The 24,059-nt window shown below is 71.4% G+C and carries 22 protein-coding genes; 9 read left to right on the forward strand and 13 right to left on the reverse strand.

The window, feature by feature from the left end:
- Window positions 1-4: 4 nt before the first annotated feature.
- Both LX14_RS13925 and LX14_RS13930 read right to left on the reverse strand, forming a co-directional pair.
- Complete coding sequence (locus LX14_RS13925; RefSeq protein ID WP_253647757.1) at window positions 5-589, reverse strand: L,D-transpeptidase; 585 nt, start codon at window positions 587-589, stop codon at window positions 5-7.
- A gap of 40 nt (window positions 590-629) precedes the next feature.
- Window positions 630-1,013, reverse strand: a complete 384-nt coding sequence (locus tag LX14_RS13930; protein ID WP_253647758.1) for an MmcQ/YjbR family DNA-binding protein — start codon at window positions 1,011-1,013, stop codon at window positions 630-632.
- Between the two features lie 23 nt (window positions 1,014-1,036).
- Between LX14_RS13930 and ligA the strand changes: the two genes are divergently transcribed.
- The gene (gene ligA / locus LX14_RS13935) at window positions 1,037-3,205 is read left to right on the forward strand and encodes an NAD-dependent DNA ligase LigA (RefSeq protein ID WP_372505346.1); all 2,169 of its coding nucleotides are present in this window, start codon (window positions 1,037-1,039) and stop codon (window positions 3,203-3,205) included.
- Here the strand turns inward: ligA and LX14_RS13940 are convergent.
- Entirely contained in the window at window positions 3,202-3,870 is a 669-nt protein-coding gene (locus tag LX14_RS13940; protein ID WP_253648028.1) for an ACT domain-containing protein, read from the reverse strand. The genes ligA and LX14_RS13940 overlap by 4 nt on opposite strands.
- Before the next feature lie 100 nt (window positions 3,871-3,970).
- Between LX14_RS13940 and gatC the strand changes: the two genes are divergently transcribed.
- Together gatC and gatA are read left to right on the forward strand one after the other, a co-directional pair.
- Window positions 3,971-4,270, forward strand: a complete 300-nt coding sequence (gene gatC, locus LX14_RS13945) for an Asp-tRNA(Asn)/Glu-tRNA(Gln) amidotransferase subunit GatC (RefSeq protein ID WP_253647760.1) — start codon at window positions 3,971-3,973, stop codon at window positions 4,268-4,270.
- Window positions 4,267-5,754, forward strand: a complete 1,488-nt coding sequence (gene gatA, locus LX14_RS13950; protein ID WP_253647761.1) for an Asp-tRNA(Asn)/Glu-tRNA(Gln) amidotransferase subunit GatA — start codon at window positions 4,267-4,269, stop codon at window positions 5,752-5,754. Before gatC ends, gatA begins: the two co-directional genes overlap by 4 nt.
- Here the strand turns inward: gatA and LX14_RS13955 are convergent.
- Both LX14_RS13955 and LX14_RS13960 read right to left on the reverse strand, forming a co-directional pair.
- Window positions 5,727-6,971, reverse strand: coding sequence for an alpha/beta-hydrolase family protein (locus LX14_RS13955; protein WP_253647762.1), 1,245 nt, complete (start codon window positions 6,969-6,971; stop codon window positions 5,727-5,729). The genes gatA and LX14_RS13955 overlap by 28 nt on opposite strands.
- Window positions 6,971-7,555 (reverse strand): hypothetical protein, encoded by a 585-nt coding sequence (locus LX14_RS13960; RefSeq protein WP_253647763.1) that lies wholly within the window; start codon window positions 7,553-7,555, stop codon window positions 6,971-6,973. The genes LX14_RS13955 and LX14_RS13960 overlap by 1 nt, the downstream gene beginning before the upstream one ends.
- Before the next feature lie 223 nt (window positions 7,556-7,778).
- On the opposite strand from LX14_RS13960, the gene LX14_RS13965 reads away from it, so the two are divergent.
- Both LX14_RS13965 and LX14_RS13970 read left to right on the forward strand, forming a co-directional pair.
- On the forward strand, window positions 7,779-9,002 hold the full coding sequence (locus LX14_RS13965; protein ID WP_253647764.1) for a sensor histidine kinase: 1,224 nt from the start codon (window positions 7,779-7,781) through the stop codon (window positions 9,000-9,002).
- Window positions 8,999-9,661, forward strand: coding sequence for a response regulator (locus tag LX14_RS13970; protein WP_253647765.1), 663 nt, complete (start codon window positions 8,999-9,001; stop codon window positions 9,659-9,661). Before LX14_RS13965 ends, LX14_RS13970 begins: the two co-directional genes overlap by 4 nt.
- A gap of 4 nt (window positions 9,662-9,665) precedes the next feature.
- Here LX14_RS13970 and LX14_RS13975 read toward each other — a convergent pair whose 3' ends face one another.
- The 3 genes from LX14_RS13975 to LX14_RS13985 all read right to left on the reverse strand — a co-directional run bounded on the left by LX14_RS13975 (window position 9,666) and on the right by LX14_RS13985 (window position 12,465).
- Complete coding sequence (locus LX14_RS13975; RefSeq protein WP_253647766.1) at window positions 9,666-10,400, reverse strand: glucose 1-dehydrogenase; 735 nt, start codon at window positions 10,398-10,400, stop codon at window positions 9,666-9,668.
- Between the two features lie 35 nt (window positions 10,401-10,435).
- A complete protein-coding gene (locus LX14_RS13980) occupies window positions 10,436-11,527 on the reverse strand; it encodes an NAD(P)H-dependent amine dehydrogenase family protein (RefSeq protein ID WP_253647767.1) in 1,092 nt (363 codons plus the stop codon).
- Between the two features lie 65 nt (window positions 11,528-11,592).
- Window positions 11,593-12,465 (reverse strand): hypothetical protein, encoded by an 873-nt coding sequence (locus LX14_RS13985; RefSeq protein WP_253647768.1) that lies wholly within the window; start codon window positions 12,463-12,465, stop codon window positions 11,593-11,595.
- Between the two features lie 110 nt (window positions 12,466-12,575).
- Here LX14_RS13985 and LX14_RS13990 point away from each other — a divergent pair, with 110 nt between their 5' ends.
- Complete coding sequence (locus LX14_RS13990; RefSeq protein ID WP_253647769.1) at window positions 12,576-13,607, forward strand: 6-phosphofructokinase; 1,032 nt, start codon at window positions 12,576-12,578, stop codon at window positions 13,605-13,607.
- Between the two features lie 12 nt (window positions 13,608-13,619).
- On the opposite strand, the gene LX14_RS13995 is transcribed toward LX14_RS13990, so the two are convergent.
- Both LX14_RS13995 and LX14_RS14000 read right to left on the reverse strand, forming a co-directional pair.
- Window positions 13,620-13,832 (reverse strand): PspC domain-containing protein, encoded by a 213-nt coding sequence (locus LX14_RS13995; protein WP_253647770.1) that lies wholly within the window; start codon window positions 13,830-13,832, stop codon window positions 13,620-13,622.
- A 106-nt stretch (window positions 13,833-13,938) separates the two neighbouring features.
- A complete protein-coding gene (locus tag LX14_RS14000) occupies window positions 13,939-16,149 on the reverse strand; it encodes a S53 family peptidase (RefSeq protein WP_253647771.1) in 2,211 nt (736 codons plus the stop codon).
- Window positions 16,150-16,299: 150 nt separating this feature from the next.
- On the opposite strand from LX14_RS14000, the gene gatB reads away from it, so the two are divergent.
- Window positions 16,300-17,802: an Asp-tRNA(Asn)/Glu-tRNA(Gln) amidotransferase subunit GatB gene (gatB, locus tag LX14_RS14005; RefSeq protein ID WP_253647772.1), complete on the forward strand. Its 1,503-nt coding sequence runs from the start codon at window positions 16,300-16,302 to the stop codon at window positions 17,800-17,802.
- Between the two features lie 426 nt (window positions 17,803-18,228).
- On the opposite strand, the gene LX14_RS14010 is transcribed toward gatB, so the two are convergent.
- Window positions 18,229-19,365: a PQQ-dependent sugar dehydrogenase gene (locus tag LX14_RS14010; RefSeq protein ID WP_253647773.1), complete on the reverse strand. Its 1,137-nt coding sequence runs from the start codon at window positions 19,363-19,365 to the stop codon at window positions 18,229-18,231.
- A gap of 82 nt (window positions 19,366-19,447) precedes the next feature.
- Here LX14_RS14010 and LX14_RS20990 point away from each other — a divergent pair, with 82 nt between their 5' ends.
- On the forward strand, window positions 19,448-20,572 hold the full coding sequence (locus LX14_RS20990; protein ID WP_253647774.1) for a DoxX family membrane protein: 1,125 nt from the start codon (window positions 19,448-19,450) through the stop codon (window positions 20,570-20,572).
- Between the two features lie 50 nt (window positions 20,573-20,622).
- Window positions 20,623-21,315, forward strand: a complete 693-nt coding sequence (locus LX14_RS14020) for a hypothetical protein (RefSeq protein ID WP_253647775.1) — start codon at window positions 20,623-20,625, stop codon at window positions 21,313-21,315.
- A 28-nt stretch (window positions 21,316-21,343) separates the two neighbouring features.
- Here the strand turns inward: LX14_RS14020 and LX14_RS14025 are convergent, their stop codons facing one another.
- Both LX14_RS14025 and LX14_RS14030 read right to left on the reverse strand, forming a co-directional pair.
- Window positions 21,344-22,165 carry a crotonase/enoyl-CoA hydratase family protein gene (locus LX14_RS14025; protein ID WP_253647776.1) on the reverse strand — a complete coding sequence of 274 codons (822 nt, stop codon included), beginning with the start codon at window positions 22,163-22,165 and terminating at the stop codon, window positions 21,344-21,346.
- A 37-nt stretch (window positions 22,166-22,202) separates the two neighbouring features.
- A complete protein-coding gene (locus tag LX14_RS14030; protein ID WP_253647777.1) occupies window positions 22,203-23,879 on the reverse strand; it encodes a GMC oxidoreductase in 1,677 nt (558 codons plus the stop codon).
- Between the last annotated feature and the right edge of the window lie 180 nt (window positions 23,880-24,059).

Raw genomic sequence — 24,059 nt, forward strand, 5'->3', positions numbered from 1 at the left:
CCGGTCAGGTCCGGATGGTGACCGTGGTGCCCAGGCCCGCCCACGTGTAGAGCCGGGCCATCATCGGTTCCGGGACGTGGACGCACCCACGCGAGCCCGAGGAGCGGTACCTCGGGTCCCCGTACGGGAAGTCCTGCCACGGCGAGTCGTGGAAGCCGTAGTCGCCATAGAACTGCAGCCAGTAGTGCACGAACACGCGGTAGTCGGGTCCGACGAGGTACCGGTCGGTCTGGCGGTCGATGATCCGCCACGTCCCCGTGGGTGTCCGGTCCACGGGCGTGTCGATCCCGGTGGTGATCGGTGAGGCGGCCGTCGTCGTGGTCCCGGTGCACAGCCACATCCGTTGGCTGCGGATGCTGACGGTGACCGTGCGCGGGGCCGAGGCCGTCCGGCAGGCCTGTGCGTCGGCGATGTCCTGGACGGAGCGTGTCGGTGTCGGTGAGGCGGACGACGTGACCGCGGCCGCCACCGTCTCGGTACGACCGGCGCCCCCGTCCCGCACCGCGCCCCCGACGAGGATCACCGTGAGGACGAGGCTGAGGGGGACGACCAACACGGCCCACCAGTAGTCCCGCACAGCCTCCCGCATGCCGCCCAGGATTCCACAGCCGCGTCGCGCGGCCACATCGTCACGCGTCGAGGATGCGGACCAACCGGGCAGGTGCGACGAGTCGGTAGCTCGCGTCGAGCAGTTCGGCGATCTCGTCCCAGTCGGCCTCGGCGGCGTCGAGGTCGAGACCGAGCCATCCGGCGGGGCCGAGGTAGGCCGGCACGAAGAAGCGGGGGTCGTCGGCCAGTGCCTGCGCCTCGGCGGGATCGGGTTTCACCAGCACCGAGTGGTCACGGCGATCGCCGCCCCGCACCGACCCGCCGTAATGAGCGAAGACCTTCCCGCAGCGGAACGTGGGGCGACCGTGCGCGATCACCTCGCCGGCCTCCGGGAACCGGAGAGCCACGGCCCTCACCCGTGCGAGCAGCGGGTCGGCGTCGTCGAACATGATCGGATGCGGCATCACCGGCGATGGTAGGGCCGGAGATGTCGGATCGCGGGACTATCGTCGAGCGGGTGGAGGACGGTGATCTGCGCGCGCAGTGGACGGCTCTGGCCGAGGAGGTGCGCGAGCACCAGTTCCGGTACTACGTCAAGGATTCGCCGACGGTCACCGACGGCGAGTTCGACGACCTGCTCAAGCGCCTGCAGCGCCTCGAGGACGAGCACCCCGAACTCGCCGTGGCCGACTCGCCGACCAAGCTCGTCGGCGGTGGTTTCGCCACCGAGTTCGCGGCGGTGGACCACCTGGAACGAATGCTGTCGTTGGACAACGTGTTCGACGCCGACGAGATGCGGACCTGGGTCTCGCGGGTCGAGGCCGACGCGGGCGCCGGCCTGGACTACCTGTGCGAGCTGAAGATCGACGGCGTCGCGCTGGCGCTGGTCTACGAGAACGGCACGCTCGTCCGGGGTACCACCCGTGGCGACGGTCGGACCGGTGAGGACGTCACCCTCAACGCCCGCACCATCGACGACATCCCGGCGAAGCTGACCGCCTCCGAGGAGTATCCGATCCCGTCGGTGCTGGAGGTCCGCGGGGAGGTGTTCTTCCGGCTCGAGGACTTCGAGACCCTCAACGCCAGCCTCGTCGCCGACGGGAAGGCGCCCTTCGCCAATCCGCGCAACTCGGCGGCCGGGTCGCTGCGGCAGAAGAACCCGCAGGTCACCGCCCGCCGCAGGCTGCGGATGATCTGTCACGGGATCGGCAAGCTCGAGGGCTGGGCGCCGGGGTCCCTGCACGACGCCTACCTGGCCCTCGCGGACTGGGGCCTGCCCGTGTCGTCGCACACCACGAAGCTGTCGAGTGTCGACGAGATCGTCGAGAGGATCGCCTACTGGGGCGAGCACCGGCACGACGTCGAGCACGAGATCGACGGCATCGTCGTCAAGGTCGACAGCACCTCCCTGCAGCGGCGCCTCGGATCGACGTCGCGCGCGCCGCGGTGGGCCATCGCCTACAAGTACCCGCCCGAGGAGGCGACCACCACCCTCGTCGACATCAAGGTCAACGTCGGCCGGACGGGCCGGGTCACGCCGTTCGCGAGCATGACGCCGGTGCTGGTCGCGGGGTCGACGGTGTCGATGGCGACCCTGCACAACGCCTCCGAGGTGAAGCGCAAGGGCGTCCTCATCGGCGACACGGTGACCATCCGCAAGGCCGGCGACGTGATCCCCGAGGTCCTGGGCCCCATCGTCGACCTCCGCGACGGCAGCGAGGTCGAGTTCGTCATGCCGACCCACTGCCCGGAGTGCGGGACCGAGCTGCGCCCGGAGAAAGAGGGCGACGCCGACATCCGGTGCCCGAACAGCCGATCGTGCCCGGCGCAGCTGCGGGAGCGCATCTTCCACATCGCCGGGCGCGGCTCGTTCGACATCGAGGCGCTCGGCTACGAGGCCGCGACCGCCCTGCTGACGTCCGGCGTCCTCGAGAACGAGGCGGACCTGTTCTCCCTCACCGCCGAGGACCTGACGCGCGTGCCGTTGTTCACCACCAAGGCGGGAGCGCTCTCGGCCAACGGCAGGCGACTGCTCGCCAACCTCGAGAACGCGAAGTCCGCGCCACTCTGGCGTGTCCTGGTGGGGTTGTCGATCCGCCACGTCGGACCCTCCGCGGCGCGCGCGCTCGCCACGGAGTTCGGGTCGCTGCAGGCGATCGAAGAGGCCGACGTCGAGGCGCTCGCGCAGACCGAGGGGATGGGGGCGACGCTCGCGCAGAGCGTCGTCGACTGGTTCGCCGTCGACTGGCACCGCGAGATCGTGGAGAAGTGGCGTGCCGCGGGCGTGCAGATGCGCGACGAACGCGACGACTCGATCCCCCGCACCCTGACCGGGCTGACGATCGTGGTGACGGGCTCGTTGGTGAACTACAGCCGCGACGGCGCGAAGGAGGCGATCCTCGTCCGCGGCGGCAAGGCGTCGGGCTCGGTGTCGAAGAAGACCGACTATGTCGTCGTCGGCGACTCGCCGGGGACGAAGGCCGAGAAGGCCGAACAGCTCGGTGTGCCGATCCTCGACGAGGACGGTTTCACGCGGCTCCTCGCCGACGGACCCCCGCCCGCCCCGGAACCCGAGGCAACCGTCGAGGAGAGCGAGGGCGACCCGGAAGCGCCCCCCGCCGACCCGGCCGGGACCGGAGTCGGCGCGACCGACTAGCTGGTGCCGAGCACCGTCGTCACGATCCGCGTGAGATGGCCCACACGCGCGAGCTCCGACTGTCGGAAGTCCGGTCCGCCGGATCGACCGAGCAGCAGCGCCTTCGACGCCGACCCGATCGGCGCGGCCGCCATCCTGGTGTCGATGTCGCGCCACGGCTGTGGGACCCAGGACGCGTCGGGGTCGAGCTGAGCGGGTTCGGCGACGGGCAGGAAGTCGACCCCGCCCAGCGGGGTCTCCGGTGCGCTCGAACTGCCGAAGAGGCGCACGGTCCCACCCGCGCCGGGTGCGATCACCATCGCCCACGAGACACGCAGCACCCGCGGGGCCAGGTCGACCAGGACCTGCAGGCGATCGGCCGCTGTCGCCCGGGCGATCTGGTCGACCAGCTCGAGTTCGCGATGCGTCTCCAACACCCCGGTGTAGGGACGGATGGAGTCCACGCGGACCCCGTCGATGTTCTCCGCCGCCGTGATCAGGGTGTCCGGCAGCGACCCGCGGGCGACCTCCACGACGATGTCGTCGACGGCGTACCCCTCGCCGCGCTCGACGACGTCGAGCGAGAGGATGTCGGCGCCGACCGATCCCAGCGAGACCGCCAACAGCCCGAGGCTGCCGGGACGGTCCTGCAGGTGGACCCGCAACAGATACGACACGCCGCACAGTCTCGCACCCACGCCGTCGCGCCGCCGTCCGCCGGCCGTGCCGCGACGCCGGCCCACTAGGGTTGTCGGGTACTCCACTCGACGTGAGAAGGGACTCTGCGTGTCTGCGATTTCCCGGGACGAGGTCGCCCACCTGGCGCGGCTGTCGCGGCTGGCGTTGACCGACGACGAGCTCGACCAGTTCTCCGGTCAACTCGACTCGATCCTCACCCACGTCGCCCAGATCGCCGAGGTGGACGTCACCGACGCCGACGGCACCGCGCACCCCGCGGGACTGGCCAACGTGTTGCGACCCGACGTACCGGTCCCGGGACTCACCCCGGAGGAGGCGCTGTCCGGCGCGCCCGCGGTGGAGCAGGAGCGGTTCGCCGTCCCGCAGATCCTGGGGGAGGAGCAGTGACCGCGATCCGTCCCGCGGGCGAGATCACCGGTCTCGACGCCGCGACGCTGGCGCAGCGCATCCACTCCCGTGACCTCTCCTCGGTCGAGGTCACCCGTGCCCACCTCGACCAGATCGCCGAGATCGACGGCGACCTCGGGGCGTTCCTGCACGTGTGTGCGGACGCCGCGATCGCCTCGGCCCAGGCCGTCGACGACCTCCTCGACGCCGGTGGACCTCCCGCGTCGCCGCTGGCGGGTGTGCCGGTCGCACTCAAGGACGTGTTCACCACGATCGACGCGCCGACCACCTGTGGGTCGAAGATCCTCGAGGGGTGGGTGCCGCCCTACGACGCGACGGTCACCCGTCGTCTCCGTGACGCGGGCATCCCGATCCTCGGCAAGACCAACATGGACGAGTTCGCGATGGGCAGCTCCACCGAGAACTCGGCGTACCAGCTGACCCGCAACCCGTGGGACACCGACCGCATCCCCGGCGGCTCCGGCGGCGGCAGCGCCGCGGCGCTCGCGTCGTTCCAGGCGCCGCTGGCCATCGGCACCGACACCGGCGGCTCGGTGCGGCAACCGGCCGCCGTCACCGCGACCGTCGGTGTGAAGCCGACCTACGGCACCGTGTCCCGCTACGGCCTGGTGGCGTGCGCGTCGTCGCTCGACCAGGGCGGCCCGTGCGCGCGCACCGTCCTCGACACCGCGCTGCTGCACCAGGTGATCGCCGGTCACGATCCGCGGGACTCGACGTCCATCGACGCCCCCGTGCCCGACGTCGTCGGCGCGGCGCGGGCCGGCGCGGAAGGGGACCTGTCCGGTGTGCGTGTCGGCATCGTGCGGGAGCTGTCGGGCGAGGGGTATCAGCCCGGCGTGCAGTCGTCGTTCAGCGCCGCCGTCGACCAGCTCGCCGCCCGTGGCGCGGACATCGTCGAGGTGTCCTGCCCGCACTTCACCTATGCACTCGGCGCGTACTACCTGATCCTCCCGTCGGAGGTCAGCTCCAACCTCGCCCGCTTCGACGCGATGCGGTACGGACTGCGCGTCGGCGACGACGGCTCGCATTCCGCCGAGGAGGTCATGGCACTGACCCGCGCGGCCGGGTTCGGTCCGGAGGTCAAGCGGCGCATCATGATCGGCACGTACGCGCTCTCCTCGGGCTATTACGACCAGTACTACGGTCAGGCGCTGCGGGTGCGGACACTGATCGCCCGTGACTTCGAGCAGGCCTTCGCCGACGTCGACGTCCTGGTGTCGCCGACGACACCGACGACCGCGTTCCCGTTGGGGGAGAAGGTCGACGACCCGCTGGCCATGTACCTGTTCGACCTGTGCACGTTGCCGGTCAACCTGGCGGGCAACTGCGCGATGAGCGTGCCGTCGGGGCTCTCGGCCGACGACGGTCTGCCCGTGGGACTCCAGATCATGGCACCGTCGCAGGCCGACGACCGTCTGTACCGCGTGGGTGCGGCCTACGAGGCGGCGCGCGGCGCGATCTGAGTCGACCGCCCGCACACCGGCGCACGCGTTCCCTGCTCGCTGCCGTACTGGTGACCGTGCCCGGCCGGGAACGACAGTGCCCCCAGCAGGTCCACGCTCGTCTGCACGAAGCTCGCCACGGGGAACCACGGCGGGCGCGGGAGGTCGGCGTGCTCGGCGCGGGCCGGCGGTGTCCACAGCAGCGACGGTGACCACCGCGCGACCGGGTCGCTGCTGTTCACGACGACGACGCGTCGATCCCCGCGGCGCGCAACAGTTCCCGCCGGTGCCCCGACGACGACGGAGGCGCACACCGGGACGTGATGGTCCCGTGCCCACCGTCTCGCCGCGTCGGCGCCGACCGCACCCAGGCTCTGCCCGTAGAGGTACAGCGACGGTCGGCGGTCTGTGTCCAGGGCGTCGAGCGCCTCGCCGATCGCGGCGGTGAGTGCGATCGCGCCGGCGGTCGCGGAGCCGGTGCCGGTCACGAAGGCCCGCCAGCTGGGCTGGTGGTCGTAGGCCAGCGACACCACAGACACGTCACCCCCGAGCCGTTCCCGGAAACCGGCGACGGCGTCCGGGTCCACCCATCCCGACCCCGTCGGCACCGCGACGACGACCGCCCGCCGCGACCCACCGCCCGCGGAGCGCCATCGCGCGACGACGTCCTGCGCCGCGCGGTGGATCGCGGCCGGGCCCGCGGTCCGGGCCTCCACCGAACCGGTGATCATGATGGGGTGCGGCACCGCGACTGCGGTTCTCGCGACGTCGGCACCGGTCGGCGCGGGCGCCGCAAGCGCCACGGGCGCCGCGCCCGTCAGACACGCCGCGACCACCGCGGCAGCGGCCAGGCGTACGGCCGAGCGCGGAGTCCGCATCGAGACCGCGGCGGCGTACAACGCGGCGATCGGGGCGACGGACCACAGCACCCATCCCGGTCCGAGTGGCGCCGCCCCGGGCATCGCCGAGCGCAACGCCGACTGCCACAGCGTGTTCGCCGCCACGAGCATCCCGACCACGACGATCGCCACGACGGTCACCGCGACGGTGGCGGCTGTGTCCGCCCTCCGCGGCCCCCGCACGGCGCGCCCGACGACCGTGCCCAGGGCGGCCCCGACGACCACCGACACGCCCAGGAGCACCATCTGGACGGACGCGTCGCGGGGGAGGGAGTTCGGGGCGAGGGCGACCGCCGCACCTGCCAGCGCGCCGAGCATCCCGGCGGGTCGGAGCGGCATCACGGCGCCACCGCGACGATGAGGCGGTCCACCACCGACGTCGCGATGGTCCGCGTGCTCTCGACCACGGGGACGCCGTCGCGTTGGCGCCACGTGTTCACCGCCAGCGCGACCCGCGCAGTCTCGGCAGCGGCACGGCACAGGGGATCCCCACAGCTGCGCTCCATGGATGCGACGAGGCTCGCGTCGATGCGCAGGCGGGCCCACGGCCCCAGGGGATGTCCGGAGCGTGCGGCGGCCCGCAACAGGTCGTATCCGAGGTCGTGGACACGACACAGCGGTTCGAACCGACCGGGCATCGGCACCGGGGACGAGCACCCGCCGTGCGGGTTCGCCGGATGGCCGTCGACGGTCGTCGGGCGGTAGCCCAGAACGCGTTCCGGATCGCCGAGCGCGGTGAGCGCGGTCATCGGGTGTGACCCGGTGAGTGCGGCCACCGCGGCCCCGGCAGGGGTGGTGAGGTCGGCGGGTTCGGGGGTCGTCGGTCTCTGGTGGCCCAGGAGCAGCGCGACGACGGCCGCGATGCCGAGAAGCGTTGCGACGAGCAGAGTTCGACGCTCGGTGAGCGGTGGATGCGAAGCCATGAGGTGACGCTAGGAACGGTCGACACCACGGCACATCACCCGCGGGGCCCGTCCGCCGACCCCCGCGCGGACGACATCGGACCTCGGTGACCGACACCGGCGGGTGAGGGGGCTGCTACCTGGGTATGACGACAGCGGGCGATGCGGGAACTACCGTCGCAGTGTGATCGTGAGCCGTGGACGTCGTCGACAGGTGCGGCGACGCCTCGATGCCATACCCCTGATGTCGGACCCCGCGGTGGTCGAGTTCCTCGGCCGCCGCATCAACCTGGTGTTCCTGCTCGTCGCGATGATCCTGTTCTCCGTCGCGTGGCCGACACTGCCGCTGACACACTCGCTGCTGGTGGTCCTGATGCCCGTCGCGGCCGGACTCGCCGCGTTCCCGGTGGCCCTGGCATGGGCGAGACCTGATCTCGGACTGGCCATCTCACTGGTGTCGGCCGCGGTGCTGGGGGTGGTCGTCCCGCGCGTCGACGGATGGGAGTGGCGGATCACCGTGGTGCACGTCATCGCGATCGTCGTGTTGGCGGGGATGACGTCGCTGCGGGGCACGCTGCGGTTGTTGCCGCTGTCCTGGGTCGGCGTGTGTGTGGTGTTCGCGATCTCGGCTCCGCCCGGTGCGCGCGCCGGATGGATCGCCGGGATGACCGTCCTGTTCGTCGTGTGCGGGCTCCTGCGTGTCGTGGTCCGCTCCCGGAGGGACCTCGCACACGAGAGTGCGATGAAGGAGGTCGCCGACGCGCGCACCGCGGTCCTGGCCGACCGCGCCCGGATCGCCCGGGACCTGCACGACGTGGTGGCACACCGGATGTCGGTCGTCGTGGTCGCGGCGCAGACGGCGCGCTATCGCGTCGAGGGCATCGGGCCCGAGGCCGACGCCGAGCTGCAGTCCATCGCCGGCATGGCTCGCGAGGCGCTCGACGAGGTGCGCCAACTGCTGGGCGTGCTGCGCGTGGACGGCGAGACCGCGCCCCCGGCACCGGCGCCCGGCGTCGACGACATCGGTGCGCTCGTCGACGCGACCCGCGCCGCCGGTGTCGTCGTCGAGTACCACTGTGACGTCGACGGACCCGACGTCGTCTCCGAGGGCGTGGCGGTCGCGACCTACCGCATCGTGCAGGAGGGCCTCGCCAACGCGGTGCGCCATGCTCCCGGCGCACCGATCACGGTGTCGCTGACAGGCGGCTCCGACGGTCTCGTGGTCCGCATCGTGAACCGCACGACGCACCCGCACGACGACACCGGATCCGTCGCGGGTGGGCACGGGATACCCGGCATGACGGAGCGCGCCCGCGCGGTGGGGGGTTCGGCGTCGATCGGCCCGCGCGGGCCACTGCACGACGGGGAACCGACGGAGTTCGTCGTCGAGGCGTCGTTGCCGGCACGGGGGCGACGGGTCGCGGCATTGCCCGTCGGACGGGGTCCGGCCGACGAGCACGTGCGATGACGACGGTCTTCATCGCCGACGACCAGGCGATGGTGCGTCAGGGATTCGGGGCGCTGCTCGCCGCGCAGAGCGACATCACGGTGATCGGCGACGCCCCCGACGGCGTGACGGCCGTCGCGGAGATCCGGCGCCTGCGTCCCGACGTCGTCCTGATGGACGTGCGGATGCCGCGCATGGACGGTCTCGCGGCGACGCGCGCGGTGCTCGGCTCCGGTTCCCGCTCGGGCTCCGAGGATCCGCCGAAGGTGTTGATGTTGACCACCTTCGACATCGACGACTACGTGTACGAGGCGTTGCGCGCCGGGGCGTCGGGCTTCATGCTCAAGGATGCGCCGGCCGACGAGCTCGTCCGTGCGGTCCGTGTCGTCGCAGCGGGAGACGCGTTGCTGGCGCCGTCGGTCACGCGACGGCTCATCGCCGAGGTCACCGCGCGTCGACCGGGATCGGTGGCCGCCGACGCCGCACTCACGTCGCTGACCGCCCGCGAGCGAGAGGTGCTCGAACACATCGCCGCCGGCGAGTCGAACGCGGAGATCGCCGCCGCGTTGTTCGTCGCCGAGCAGACCGTGAAGACCCACGTGGGCAAGGTGCTGGCGAAACTGCGCCTGCGCGACCGCGCGCAGGCCGTCGTCTTCGCCTACGAGAACGGTGTGCGCTGAGGCGTCAGAACTTGTGCGGGATGTTGTTGATGACGCCGCCGTCGACGACGAACTCCGATCCGGTCGCGTAGGACGACTCGTCGGAGATCAGGAACCGGACGAACGAGGCGATCTCCTCGGGCTGGGCGGGTCGTCCGAGGGGGATGGTCAGCATGTCGTCGGGGATGCCCTCGGTCATCGGGGTGCGGATGAGTCCGGGGTGGATCGAGTTCACCCGCACGTACGGGGCGAGCTCCGCGGCGACCGACTTGGTGATGCCGCGCACCGCCCACTTCGTCGCGACGTAGCCGTGGGCCCAGGGGGTTCCGCGCATGCCCTCGATCGACGACATGTTGACGATCGACCCGTTCTGCGAGGCGGTGAGCGCATCGGTCGCGGCCTGCATCCCCAGGAACGTGCCGGTGAGGTTGACGTCGATGATCTGTTGCCACTTGTCGTGGCGGAAGTCCTGCAGCGTCGCGCCGTTGGCGATGCCCGCGTTGTTCACCAGGCCCGTGAGAGATCCGAACGTGTCGGACGCCGCAGCGACGGCCGCGGCCCACTGCTCGGGCTGCGTCACGTCGAGATGGACGTAGCGCGCAGCGTCGCCGAGCGTCGCCGCCAGCGCCGTTCCCTCGTCGTCCAGGACATCGCCGATGACGACCGCAGCACCCTCGGCCACGAGCGCTGTGGCGTCGGCAGCGCCTATCCCGCGTGCACCGCCGCTGATGAGCACGACCTTGCCGTCGACCCGTCCCATGTGTGATCCCTTCTCGTGGTGGTGGAGCGCGCCGGTCAGAGCGTGACCGGGTCGGGCGATCGGACGATCCCGCGGGGGAGGACCAGGGGGAGGTCCAGGGTGGTGCGCAGGCCGGGTTCGGCCGCGACGACGGCGGGGATGGCGTTCACGATGCGACCCGCGGCGGCGACGATCGCGGCGTGGTTGTGGTCGCCGTGGTCGCTGGTGGGGCAGATGTCGACCACGTACGACGGCTCGCCCGTGATCTCGACGCGGTACGACCCGCCGTCCTGGGCCGACTGCGCCCAGTCCGGGCGGAGATCGGCGCGCAACCGCGTCACGTGTTCGACGGTGACGACCGGTTCGCCGGCCACCATCCCGGTGATCTCGAAGCGGATGGCGGCGGTGGTGCCCGCACGGATCGTCCCGGCGGCGATCTCGAAGTCCTCCGGCGCGGGCTCACGGTCGTTGTGGTCGACGATCTCGTCGATGGTGACCCCGAGTGCGTCCCCCAGCATCCGGATCGCCGAACCCCATGCGAGGGCCAGGATCCCGGGCTGGAGGAACAGCGGGGGGTCGTCGACGGGGCTGCCGAAACCCATGACGTCGTAGATGACCTCCGCGCCGTCGTAGGTGGCGTAGTCGGCGATCTCCATGCATCGGATCCGCTGGACGTTCTGACAGGTGCTCGCGAGCGCGATCGGGAGGAGGTCGGTGGCGAAACCGGGGTCGACACCGGTCACGTACATGCTCACCTCGTGGTCACGCCCGGCTGCGTCGATCCGCTCGATCAGCGAGTCCGGCATGATCTGCCACGGGTACTGCATCGACACCGGCGCGGACCCGACGACGTCGATGCCGGCCTCGAGCAGACGCAGGCAGTCCCGGGTGGCCTCACCCATCCGGGTGTCGCCCATAGCGCAGTAGACGACGCAGTCGGGCCGTGCCGCGATCACGGCGTCGAGCCCCGATGCCGCGGCGACGCCGGTCACCGTGTCGATTCCCGCGAGCTCACCGGCGTCCCGACCGACCTTCTCCGGCGTGGACACGCCGAGCGCGACGAGCTCGAACCGCGGATCGCAGATGAGTTGGCGCAGCGTCAGCCGCCCCACGTTGCCCGTCCCGACCTGCGCGACGCGCACCACCATGACGACTCCTCACACCCGCACCGCTGCGATCACCTGACCAGACACTAGTCCAGACAGGTGATCGGTCAAGCCTTGTGCGGACGTGAGGGGCGCTGGGAACCGGGAGTCGCGGGCAGTGTCGGCATCGGGGGCAGGGGTGGGACCGTCGGGAGGGTGGGCAGCACGACGGCGCGGCGCGAGCTGCGCCACACCGCGGTCAGGGCCCACGCGAGCAGTGCGGCGGCGGCTGCGCGGCCGACGGGTGTGCCCACGGCGTCGGCGACGCGGACCACGGGGATCCACACCAATTTCACCACCGACCCGGCGATCTGCCAGGGGGTCTCCACGCCGGGAACGCCCTCCGCCTGCCGACGGGAGTTCGTGACCACTCCCGCGCGGACGAGTTCCGCCGCGGCGCTGCACCCGTTGTCGTCGAACTCGCAGGTCGCGGTCACGCGTCGGACCAGCTGCGCGTCGATCGCCTCGCGGGCCCACGGTCCCTGGGTGGACCCGGTCATCGCGCTGTAGCGGAGGAGGTCGTAGCCGAGGTCGTGGGTCTTGCACGGCGCGTCGAACGCCGCGGGAAGGGCGATGGGTGAGGAACATCCGCCGTCCGGGTTCGCGGGGACGCCCGCGTCGACGATCGGCTGGTAGCCCTCCGCGGCTGCGAAGCCCGGGGGGATGAGTGCCTCCGCGCGCAGCGGGTGGGGTCCCACGAGAGCGGCGATCGCCATGCCGGCCGGCGTCTGGCGGCCGGCGTCGTGGGCGAGGACGAGACCCGCCGGCGTCATGCTCGGCGGTGCACCGTCGTCGGAGCGTGTGGTCGCGACCGGGGTGGTGCTCTGCGCCGACGCGGTCGTGGCCATCGACGTGACGACGACGCCCGCGGCGAGGACGAGAACGGCCAGCAGGGCGCGCCACAGCCGCAGCCGTATCTGGAGCATCCCGCCGTGTCGCACCGGTCGAGGTTACGCGTCCACTGGCCTCGTGGACGGCGAGGCGAGCAGGGTCACGCCCGGTTCCCTAGGTTTGGGGGGATCAGGGCGGGCGACGAGAGGACGAGCGCGACGTGACCAGGTTCGGCATCCTGACCTCCGGCGGCGACTGCCCCGGCCTCAACGCGGTGATCCGGGGTGCGGTCCTCAAGGGCGAGACGGTCCACGGCCAGGAGTTCGTCGGCTTCCTGGACGGGTGGCGCGGGCTCATCGAGAACGACGTGATGCCCCTGGACCGCAGTTCGGTGCGGGGCCTGTCGCATCAGGGCGGCACGATCCTCGGCACCAGCCGCGTCGGTCCCTACGCGGAACCGCACGGGGGGATCGAGGCCGTCCGACGGACGATCGCCGCGCAGTCGCTCGACGGTGTCATCGCCATCGGTGGTGAGGGGACGGCGTCGGCGTCGAAGCGGTTGCACGGCGAGGGTGTGAACATCGTCGGGGTCCCCAAGACCATCGACAACGATCTCGACGCCACCGACTACACCTTCGGGTTCGACACGGCCGTGGAGATCGCGACCGAGGCGATCGACCGGTTGCGCACGACCGGCAACTCGCACAAGCGGTGCATGGTGCTCGAGGTCATGGGTCGCCACGCGGGGTGGATCGCCCTGTACTCCGGCATCGCCGGGGGTGCCCACGCGATCCTCATCCCGGAGCAGCCCGAGAGCATCGAGCAGATCTGCGCCTGGGTCTCGAGCGTGCAGAGTCGTGGCCGGTCGCCGATGGTGGTCGTCGCCGAGGGCTTCACCCTGCCCGACATGGACTCGGCGCACTCCACGAAGGGTCTCGACGGGTTCAACCGCCCCCGGCTCGGCGGCATCGCCGACGTCCTCGCGCCGATCATCGAAGAGAACACCGGGATCGAGACGCGCGCAACGGTTCTCGGTCACATCCAGCGCGGTGGGTCGCCCACCGGCTTCGACCGTGTCCTGGCGACCCGGCTCGGCATGGCGGTCACCGACATGGTGGCCGACCGCGACTGGGGGAAGATGGTCGCGCTGCGCGGCACCGACATCGTCCGTGTCGCGTTCGACGAGGCGCTCGCCGCGCACAAGACGGTCCCGCAGGATCAGTACCAGGAGGTCCGGGTCATCTTCGGCTGACGGTGCACCCGGTCATCCGCGGGGGATGACGATCCACAGGGCGAGGTAGACCAGCACCTGCGGTCCCGGCAGCACGATCGACAGCACGAACAGCAGTCGGACCAGGCCGGGGCTGAGACCGAAGCGCTGCGCGAGCCCGCCACAGACGCCCCCGAACCACTTGTCGGTCGTCGACCGCCGCAGGCGGGGCGAGGATCCGGGGGTGGTGTACGCGGGCTGGGTCATGACACTCCTGAGCTCGGTGGCCGCTTCTCGGCCGTCCTCCCCGACGGTAGGGACCGCCGGTCCCGACGGCATCGGGGTTCACCCCCGGTTCGACCCGGAGCCGCGCTCAGCGCACCTTCGGTGACTTGGAGTCCGGGGTGAAGGGGATCGGTGTCACCGTCCCCAGTGCCGAGAGGAACGACGGATCGCGGGGCGTGCCGACCCCGGTCGCGGTGTCGTAGCCGCGCACCGACCGCAGGCTCTGGTTCGCCGTCTCGAGGGTCCGGACGCTGTAGGTCCGCCCGCCCGCCGCCGACACGCCGTCGGTGAAGTTCACCCGGAACACCGCGGGCGTGCTCCCGAACTCGGCCGGGCTCGACAGGTCGGCCGCGTCGACGTCGTACAGGGTGGTCGCGGACTGCCGGTACACCGCGTAGATCCGCGGGTTGAGGAATCCGAGGTCCCGTCCGGCGCGCTGATTCGCCACGGCCGCCATCCCCGCGACGAGCGGTGCCGCCAGCGACGTCCCGCCGATCCGGTACTCGTCGTAGTAGGTGCCGTCGGGGAAGCGCTGCGTCTGGCCGACGAGGAAGCCGGTGTTGGGGTCGGCGAGTGCGGCGATGTCCGGCACGGCGCGCCCGCTGGTGCCCGCTGCTCCCGACGAGCCGTCGCGGGCGGAGTCGGTGATGCCCCTCTGGTAACTCGGCTGCGGGAAGACGGCGCTGACTCCGCCGCCACCACCGCCGCCGAAGGTGGGTGCGCCCCCGCTCAGCGAGCCGGCGAAGGTGTACGTCGTCGCCGCGGGGGGAGCCGACCCTGTCGGTGCGGGGGTCAGCGTGCCCGTCGCGGCGGTGACGCCGGTCTGCCAGCCGACCTCGAAGGCCCGCGCCCAGCCGGGCTTGTTCACCGCGTTGTTCGGATCGTCGATGCCGTAGATGCCGCCGCCGGACACCGACGACTGCGCCGGGACGGCGGCCGGCGCGCCGCCGGGCGTGAACACCGAGCCGCCGGAACCGCGCACGATCGCCGCCGACGTCCCGCCGACCGCGGTCACGTTCGGTGTGTTCGCGTAGAAGTCGACAGCCGTCTTCCCGAGCGTGCTCGCGTTGTCGCCGTCGTCGCCGCTGGACACGAAGACCCCGACGCCGGTCGCCACGGCCTGCGCGAAGATCGCGTTGAGGCTGTTCACGAACCCCTGCGGCACGGTCTCGCCGGAGAACCCGTACGAGATCGACAGGATCGGTGCGAGGTGCTTGTCGACGACGAACTTCACGCTGCGGTCGAAGTCCTGACCGGCGTTCGAGGACGCGACGTAGAGGAGCTTCGCTCCCGGCGCCGTGGTGTGGATGGCCTCGGCGTCGAGCGTCTGCTCACCGAAGAACGAGCCCGGGTCGTTCTTGGGCGTCGTCGGCCGCTGGTAGATGCCCGGCGGGACCATCTGGCTGATCTGCGGGTCGGGCAGGTTGTGCAGACGCGAGTACTGGGTGACGTCGGCGACGATGGTCGGGGAGGCGTTCGCGCCGACGAACGCGACGGTCTGGCCGGCGCCGGTGTCGCCGCTGCCGAGCCCGTACAGGCCGCGCACCTGGGCGGGGGTGTACCCGCACGGTGCGAGCGGTTTCACGGTGCTGCCCGCGACGGCCTGGGGGAGGGTGACGGTCTTCTCGCCCCAGGAGGTGGAACACGGTGTGCCCTGGCGGAACCCGACCCCCGGGTCGGCGACCTTCGACGGCGTCACGCCCGACGGCGCCTCGTTCGGCGGCGACGCGAGCGGCCGTGCCTGCGTGCCCTCGTCGAGGCCGACCACGGCGCTGACCGTGCGCGCGAGGGAGGCGGGCACGGAGGGGGCGGTCTCGGGTGCGCGCAGCGTCGTGCCGAAGGCGCGGTACCGACCGAGGGTGGTCCCGAAGGTGCGTTGCGCCTGCGCGACGGTGCCCTCCACGGCGACGTACTGGCCGTCGCCCGCCGTCTCGACGACACGGAGACCACTGTGCTGCAACCAGTCCCGCACTCGCGTCACGTCGGAGGCCGTCGGCGCGAAACGGTCACGGAACTGCGCCGGGCTCAGGAACCGGCCGTGGTCCGCGCTGCCCGGCGTGCTGACCGCGCGGTCGAGCGCGACGAGACCGGCCGGATCGCGCCAGGGCAGGTACACCCGCGCGTGGACCGTCTCGTCGACCGGCGCGGAACCCACCAGGGCTGCGGGGTGCACCCAGCTCGGGACACTCGTCGGGAGCGGTGCCCGGGTGTGGTCGTGTGTGGCGGCAGTCGTCACACCGACGGCCAGGATCGTCGCCCCAACCATCGCCGCGATCGTCCTCCCGCTGGTCACACGCATGACGGCTGCACGCATCGCATCCCCCGATCGACTCGTCCGGACCCCGCGGTCGGCGCTCGCAGAAGTCCACCACGGCGTGAGTTGTTTCTCTGGGTAAAGACCGAAAGGTCCGAATCGGCAGCCCGCATGTCGCGGCCTAAACTGGCTCCTATGACCGCGCCGACCGTTGACCTGATGGACTACGACGACGTCGTCGCCGGATTCGACCCCGTGATGGGCCTGGAGGTCCACGTCGAACTGGGGACGCAGACCAAGATGTTCTGCGGGTGCCCGACCGCCTTCGGTGCCGAGCCGAACACGCAGGTGTGTCCCGTGTGCATCGGCCTGCCGGGGTCGCTGCCCGTCGCGAACGCCGCCGCCATCGAGTCGGCGATCCGGATCGGGTTGGCGCTCAACTGCTCCATCCGGCCGTCGAGCCAGTTCGCGAGGAAGAACTACTTCTACCCGGATCAGCCGAAGAACTACCAGATCTCGCAGTACGACGAGCCCATCGCCTACAACGGGTACCTCGACGTCGTCCTCGGCGACGGGACCACCTGGCGTGTCGAGATCGAGCGGGCGCACATGGAGGAGGACACCGGCAAGTCGCTGCACATCGGCGGCAGCGGCCGGATCCACGGTGCGAGCCACTCGCTGCTCGACTACAACCGCGCCGGCGTGCCGCTGGTCGAGATCGTGACCCGTCCCATCGAGGGCGCCGGGGAGCGCGCCCCCGAGGTCGCCCGCGCCTACGTGACCGCCCTGCGGGATCTGTTGCGCGCCACCGGGGTGTCCGACGTCCGCATGGACCAGGGCTCGCTGCGGTGCGACGCGAACCTGTCGCTGATGCGCAAGGACGCCACCGAGTTCGGCACGCGCACCGAGACCAAGAACGTCAACTCCCTCAAGAGCGTCGAGGTGGCGGTGCGGTACGAGATGTGCCGGCAGGCCGCGATCCTGGAGGCCGGCGGCGAGATCGTGCAGGAGACACGGCATTTCCACGAGTCGGACGGCACCACGTCGGCCGGTCGTCGCAAGGAGACCGCGGAGGACTACCGCTACTTCCCCGAGCCGGACCTCGCGCCCGTCCGCCCGGATGCCGCGTGGATAGAGAGCCTGCGCGAGACCCTGCCCGAGCTGCCGTGGGTCCGACGCGCGCGCATCCAGGCGGAGTGGGGCGTCTCCGACGAGGTCATGCGCGATCTCGTCAACGTGGGTGCCGTCGACCTCGTCATCGCGACGGTCGACGCCGGAACCACGCCCGAGGCGGCCCGCAGCTGGTGGGTGAGCTTCCTGGCGCAGCAGGCGAACACGCGCGGCGTCGACCTCGACGACCTCGCCATCACCCCCGCTCAGGTCGCCGCGATCGTCGCGCTCGTCGACGAGGGGAAGCTGACCACCAAGCTCGGCCAGCAGGTCGCGGTGGCGGTCCTCGACGGCGAGGGTGAGCCGGCGCAGATCGTCGCCGACCGCGGTCTCGAGGTGGTCCGCGACGACTCCGCACTGCAGAAGGCGGTGGACGAGGCGCTGGCGGCCAACCCCGACATCGCCGAGAAGATCCGCGGCGGGAAGGTCGCGGCCGCCGGCAAGATCGTCGGCGATGTCATGAAAGCGACACGTGGACAGGCGGATCCGGCCCGCGTGAAGGAACTGGTCATCGCCGCCTGCAGCTGAGCGAGGCTACCGCCCGTAGGGCATGGGCAGGACACGGAATTACCGTGTTGTCCCCTCGGTCCGCGCCGTGGTTTCGGCACGCTCGGCGAGTGGTGTCGGCACGCTCGGCGGAGGGGTTGCGGTGCCTCAGGTCAGTGGACGATCGCCTTCGTTGCACCGACGCCGGTGAGCGAGCGGACCTTCATCTCGGCTTGCTTCGCCCCGTCCTGGGTGTCCGACGACGTACGCGCCGAGCGTGCCGAAACACCGCGCCGAGCGTGCACTCGATCCCGTCGACCGTGCACATGGTTCGTCGCCCGCGGCGACTTCTGCCCACTCGACGCGATCTGGTGCACGGTCGGTGAGTGGTTGTGGCCCATTCGGCGATGGCTTTCGGCCCGCTCGGCGAGCGCGTTCGGCCCGCTCGGCGAGTGGGGAGGGGACCGCTCAGACCCTGCTCTGCGACCCGTTCGGCGGGAGGAATCGGACGACGCGGTCGTCGGTGGCCACCGGTCTGCCGGACTGCTTGTTCAGCGTCCCGACCTGGAACAGGCCCGACGGGGTCGCGGCCATGCGGCCGAGGACGCCGTACCGGCGTTCGAGCACCGTCACCGGCGGGGAGACGGTCGGGTTCTGCCGAGTGGGTTCGACGAGCAGCTCGACGCGTTGACGTCCGGCCTCCGAGACCAGCACGCTCTCGCCTGCCGCTGCGCACCCGGACACGCCGGGTCGGTCGGGCCAGGTCCACAGCGGACGCAGCGTTCCGGAGGTGTCGATGATCTGCAGCCGGTCGGCTGTCGGTGCGCGGTCGGTGAGGTAGAGCCGACCGGACGAGGCGTTGTCGCAGATGGTCGCGTTCGCCCCCAGACCGGAGGCGAGGACGCGGGGTCGGGCCGTCGAGTCGGACCGCAGCGCGGTGACCAGCAACAGCTTGCCCGCCAGCGATCCGGGGTCCGCGGCTGCCGCCGGGTCGCCGGCGTCACCCGTGGCGACGAGAAGTTCCGACGGGGACCGGAAGTGGAGTGATCCGACGTTGCCGGTGGTGCCGCGCGGGATGCCGGTGACGATCGGCTTGGGGACGTCCCCGGGGGCGATGCGGACCACCCGGTTGTCCGACGCCGTCGAGACCAGCGCGTAGATCAGACGGTCCTGGTCGTAGGTGGGCGACATCGCGAAGTCGAGCAGTCCGCCGTCCCCCGACGCGTCGACGGGGAACGTCGCGAGGACCTTCTTGGGCGCGTTGCGGGCGGTCAGCACGATGCGTCCGGTGGTGCGTTCGGCGACGATGGTCGACTCGCCCTGGGCGTCGCCGACCATCACGGCGCTGGTCGCGTCGAGGCAGGTCGCGATGACGGCCGGGTCCGGGTCGACGCAGGGCCCGGACGGCGGGGGGCCGTCGCTGGTGGGCGGTTGCGACGGGTCTGTCGGCGACGGGGCCACGGGGGCGAGGGTCTCGGAGCTGAACGGTCCGGCCGACCGCGCCCGATCCTGTGCGCCGAAATCCGCGCACCCACCGAGCGCGGTCACCGCGACGACGCCCACGACCGCGGCCGTCAGACGCAGGCGGCGCGGGCGGGCGGACATGCGCCCCAGGGTAGGTGATCGGCGGGCGACTCCCCGGCGAGCATCGCCCTCGTGCAGCTCGCGGACGCCTAGGGTGAGGGCCGTGAGCGAACGAGACCCCGAGCCCCGCGCCCAGGGCGCCAGTCCGTACGACGAGCCCACCGAGACCTTCCGCGTCCCGCGCGATCTGGCCGACGGTGGCGGCGCGTCCCGCGAGGGTGCCACCGACGACAGTGGGGTCGCGGGCTATCAGCCCTACCGTCGCGATGCGACCGAGGACTCCGATGCGACGGTCGCGACCCCGGCCGCGACCCCGGCTGCGACGAGCGACCGCGACACCGCGCCCCCCACGACCGCGATCGACCGCGACGCCTTCCATCGTGAGCACAACCGACGCGCGGCCTACGCCGACACCGACGACGCCCGGACGACCGCGTACTCCCAGAGCGACCTCGGTGAGGACGAGCTCACCCGGGACGACCTGGCCCGCGACGGTCACGATCGCGATGTGCTCGACGACCGTGACGCCGACGATCGCACCGAACGCATCGCAGCGGACGACGCACCGGCGTCCCGCCGCGGTCTACGAGGGCGCACGAAGCGCGACCGCGCGCGCTTCGACGAGGACGAACTCGCCGCGGCGCAGGCAGCAGCCCGTCGAGGCACCACCGACCTCGGGTTGCTCGCGCTGCGCGTCGCGGTCGGACTGATCGCGATGGCCCATGGCGCCCAGAAGCTGTTCGGATGGTGGAACGGACCCCGGCTCAGCGGTTTCGAGGCGTTCCTGGCCAACAACCCCAACCCGGACATCGGGTTCCGCGGCGACGCCACGAAGCCGCTGGCGATCATCGGCGCGCTGTCGGAGACGCTCGGCGGGTTGATGCTCGTCATCGGTCTGCTGACGCCGATCGCGGGCGCCGCGGTGCTGGGCGTGATGATCATCGCCGCGACCTACAAGGCCACCCTCGCCGGCGGCGTGTGGTTCTTCGCGAGCGGTCAGGCGGGGCCGGGCATCGAGTACGAGGTGTTCCTCGGCATCGCCGCCGCCGCCATTATCCTCACCGGACCGGGTCGGATCTCGCTCGACTTCGGCAGGGGGTGGGCGACGAGACCGTTCGTGGGCTCCGTCGCCTGGCTGGTGATCGGCATCGCGGCACCGGTCGCCATCTGGATCCTCCTCAACGGCACCAACCCGTTCCAGTCGCCGGGCAACCCGACATCGAACTAGCCTGGCGTCGGTGACGAGCAGGCGACGGTGATGAACGGGACGGGCCGGGTGTGAACCAGGTCCTCGACGCCGTCGGCGACTACTGGTGGCTGGTCTTCCCGTTCAGCGGGACCATCTTCGGTGGGTTCCGGGCTGTCGGTGCCGCGAACCAGCGTCGGGCTGATCGGCGCCAGGAGCGGTACCGCCTCAAGCAGCAGGCGAAGATCGCCGCCGCCGAGGCCGCCGGGAAGCGCCGTGTCGATGCCGAGGCCGAGACACGGGCGACGCGACGGTTGATGACCGAGCACGACGCGATCGACGGCCGGTGGTTCGCCTACGAGACCGACGTCGTCGCCCTGCTCGAGTACCCGATGATGACGAACATGCGGGAACCGCTGACCGTCGCGTTCCACCGCGCCCGGCGTGAGGCCGACTCCCTGCGTCCCGAGGACCCGTCCGAGACCGTCGGGGATCACGACGCGCAGGCCGCCTACCGGGCCGCGGTGCACGAGTACGGGGTCGCGTTGGACGCCGCGGAATCGGAGGCGAAGCGCCGTCGGCGCGGCGACTTCAGCGCCGAGGAGCAGTCGCGGTTGGTGCGGGCCCAGAGCCTGCTCCGGTTGGCGATGGACTCCGGCTCGACGCCGCAGGAACGGCAGAGTGCCTACCGCCGGGCGCGGGAGGAGCTCGAGGGACTCGTCGTGCTGCCCGCCGTGACCTACGCGCAGCTCGAACGACGGGTCGCCGGCGAGCTCGAGCGCTAGCGCTCGCTCATCTCGCAGCGCGCGAGGCTCACTCTCCCCTGTAGACCGGCGGGCGCTTCTCGAAGACGGCGGCGATGCCCTCGGTGAGATCCTGCGACGGCAGGAACGCGGAGTTCCATGCGGCGACGTACCGCAACCCGTCGGCGACAGGGCCACGGCGCGGGTGGTCGAGGACGTTCTTGACGCCTTCCACCACCCGGGGCGGGTTCGCGGCGATCTCGGCCGCGGTCTCCCGTGCGGCGGCGAGCGCGGCCGCCGGGTCGTCGAGGACGTCGTTGACGAGGCCGATCCGCAGTGCGCGCTGGGCGTCGATGTCCTTGCCGGTGTAGGCCAGCTCCCGCAGGGCGCCCTCGCCGATGATCGCCGGGAGTCGTTGCAGCGAGCCGATGTCGGCGACGATGCCGACCTTGGCCTCGCGGACGCTGAACTTCGCGTCGGCGGAGGCGTACCGGACGTCCGCGGCGGCGATGAGATCGACACCGCCCCCGATGCACCACCCCTGGACGGCCGCGATGACCGGAACCCGGCTGTCGGCGACCGCGGTCACCGAGGCTTGCATCGACTCGACCATCTTGTGGAAGCGGCTGCGGGGCCCGGCGAGCGCCTTGTCCGCGAGAAGGGGTGCGAACTCGCCGGCCATCTCCGCGAGGTCGAGTCCGAACGAGAAGTGCTTACCCGATCCCGCGAGCACCACGGCCCGCACGTCGGTGTCGGCGTCGAGCTCGGCGAACACCTGCGGCAGCTCCGACCAGAAGTCGTGCCCCATCGCGTTGCCCTTGGCGGGGCCGATCAGCGTCACCTCGGCGACGTGGTCGGAGATCTGGACGGTGAAGGCGCGCCACTCGGTCATGGTCGTCGAGCCTAGGGCATCGGCGCGGGGGCGCCGGTCAGCCGCCCGCGGCGATGATCTGGGCCATGTTCCGCTCGGCCAGCGCGGTGATCGTCAGCGACGGGTTGGACGCGGCGGACGATCCGGGGAGCAGAGACCCGTCGGCGACATACAGATTGCGATAGCCCTTCACCCGTCCATAGGCGTCGGTTGCCTGACCCACCGCTGCGCCGCCACACATGTGGGCCCAGAACAGGTCCGGCTCGTACAGGACGTCGGTCACCGGGAGTCCCGACCACTCGGCGAGTCGTCGACCGATCCGCAGGGAGTGGGCTTCGACCTCACGGTTGCCGCCGGCCGGCCAGTCGAGCACGACGTTCCTGCCGGCCCGGTCGTACCGGAAGGTGCCGCGGGTGCGGTCCACCGAGGTGATACCGGTCTTGAACGCCGACACGTGCGCCGCGGCCGCGAGGTCGTCGAGGGGTCCCAGGCTGTAGGTGTTGTTGACGACGACGCGCGCGAACGGCCCCGACGTGTCGTAGAAGCAGGACGCCCCGACCGCCGACTGCGGGCCCTTGCGTGCGCCACCGACCGCGACGTCGATGTTGGCGTTGCCGTTGTTGCCCCAGCCGGTACCGATGGCGGCGTCGAGGTCGGGCAGGGTGCCGGTCTCGCGAGCGGTCACCAGCAGACGGTTGGTCCCCAGTGACCCGGCGGCGAGCACGAGGCGGTCGGTGGTCAGGACACGCCTGGACAGGACATCGCCGTAGGGGCTGAGGTACTCCACCTCCAGGGCATATCGCCCCGAGGGCTCGCGGTGGACTCCGGTGACCTGGTGACGCGGGTGGATGGTCGCCCTGCCGGTCGCCTCCGCACGCGGGAGGTAGCTGAACTGCAGGGAGTTCAGCGACCCGTTCGAGTTCGTCGCGGAGGACACGATCGCCTCCGGCCGTGCGCGACCGGCGATCTCGTCACGGACGACGTCCCAGTTCCAGTTGCCCGGGACGCGGTGCGGCGCGTAACCGGCGGCCCGTGCCACGCGCTCGAAGTCGCGCACGTTGTCGAAGTGCCTGTCCCGCAAAACATCCGGCGGGACCACCGTGGCGCCCAACCCGGCGAGCGCCTTGGGGTACCAGATGCGGTGCATCTCGTCGTAGTCGACGACGCCGCGGAACACCTGCTCGAACGGGATGCGCTCGGGTTCGACGGTGATCCCGATGTAGACCGTCGAGCCGCCACCGACGGCCGCGGCACACATCAGCGCGGCGTTGTGGTGCCAGCTCAGCTCGAACAGCCCACCGAAGTCGTCGATCCCGGCCATCGCGGCGGCGGCGAACACGTGTCCGGGCAGTGCCAGGGTGGAGTCCGGCGAGCGGTCGGCCAGCGACCGTTGCGCGTGCCAGTACTGGCGTCCGTCCGAGCCGAACACCTCCCGCCGCGGATCGTGGGGCCATCGCGACCCGCGTTCCAGCACGGTCGTCGCGATGCCGGCCTCCGCGAGCCGCAGAGCACTGACCGCGCCACCGAAGCCCGAGCCGACGACGATGGCTTCGGAGTGCGCAGGTGGCGGCGTGACCGGCCGGAAGATCTCCGGTACCAGCTTCTCGTAGGTGCCCCGCGCTGCGGGTGCCGCGGCGGCCTGTCCGCCGAGTCCCGCGACGGCGCCGGCCAGCGACGGCAGTGCCGCACCGGCCGTGCCCATCGCGGACAGCTTCATGAACGTGCGGCGATCCATGCCGTGACTTCCCCCCGTGCACTTCCACCCCCGCGCCCCCCGGCGCGTTCGCGCCGTCATCCCCATGACGGCGTCGCGGCCGCCGTCTCCGGCGGTCAGCGTGGCGAGTGTACGACACACCCCGCCCTTGCGTTCGGTGTGATCGGAAGCGTTGTGGGACATACGGGGGACACGTGACCA

The organism is Williamsia deligens (assembly GCF_024171765.1).
GTDB classification, from domain to species: Bacteria; Actinomycetota; Actinomycetes; order Mycobacteriales; family Mycobacteriaceae; genus Williamsia_A; species Williamsia_A deligens.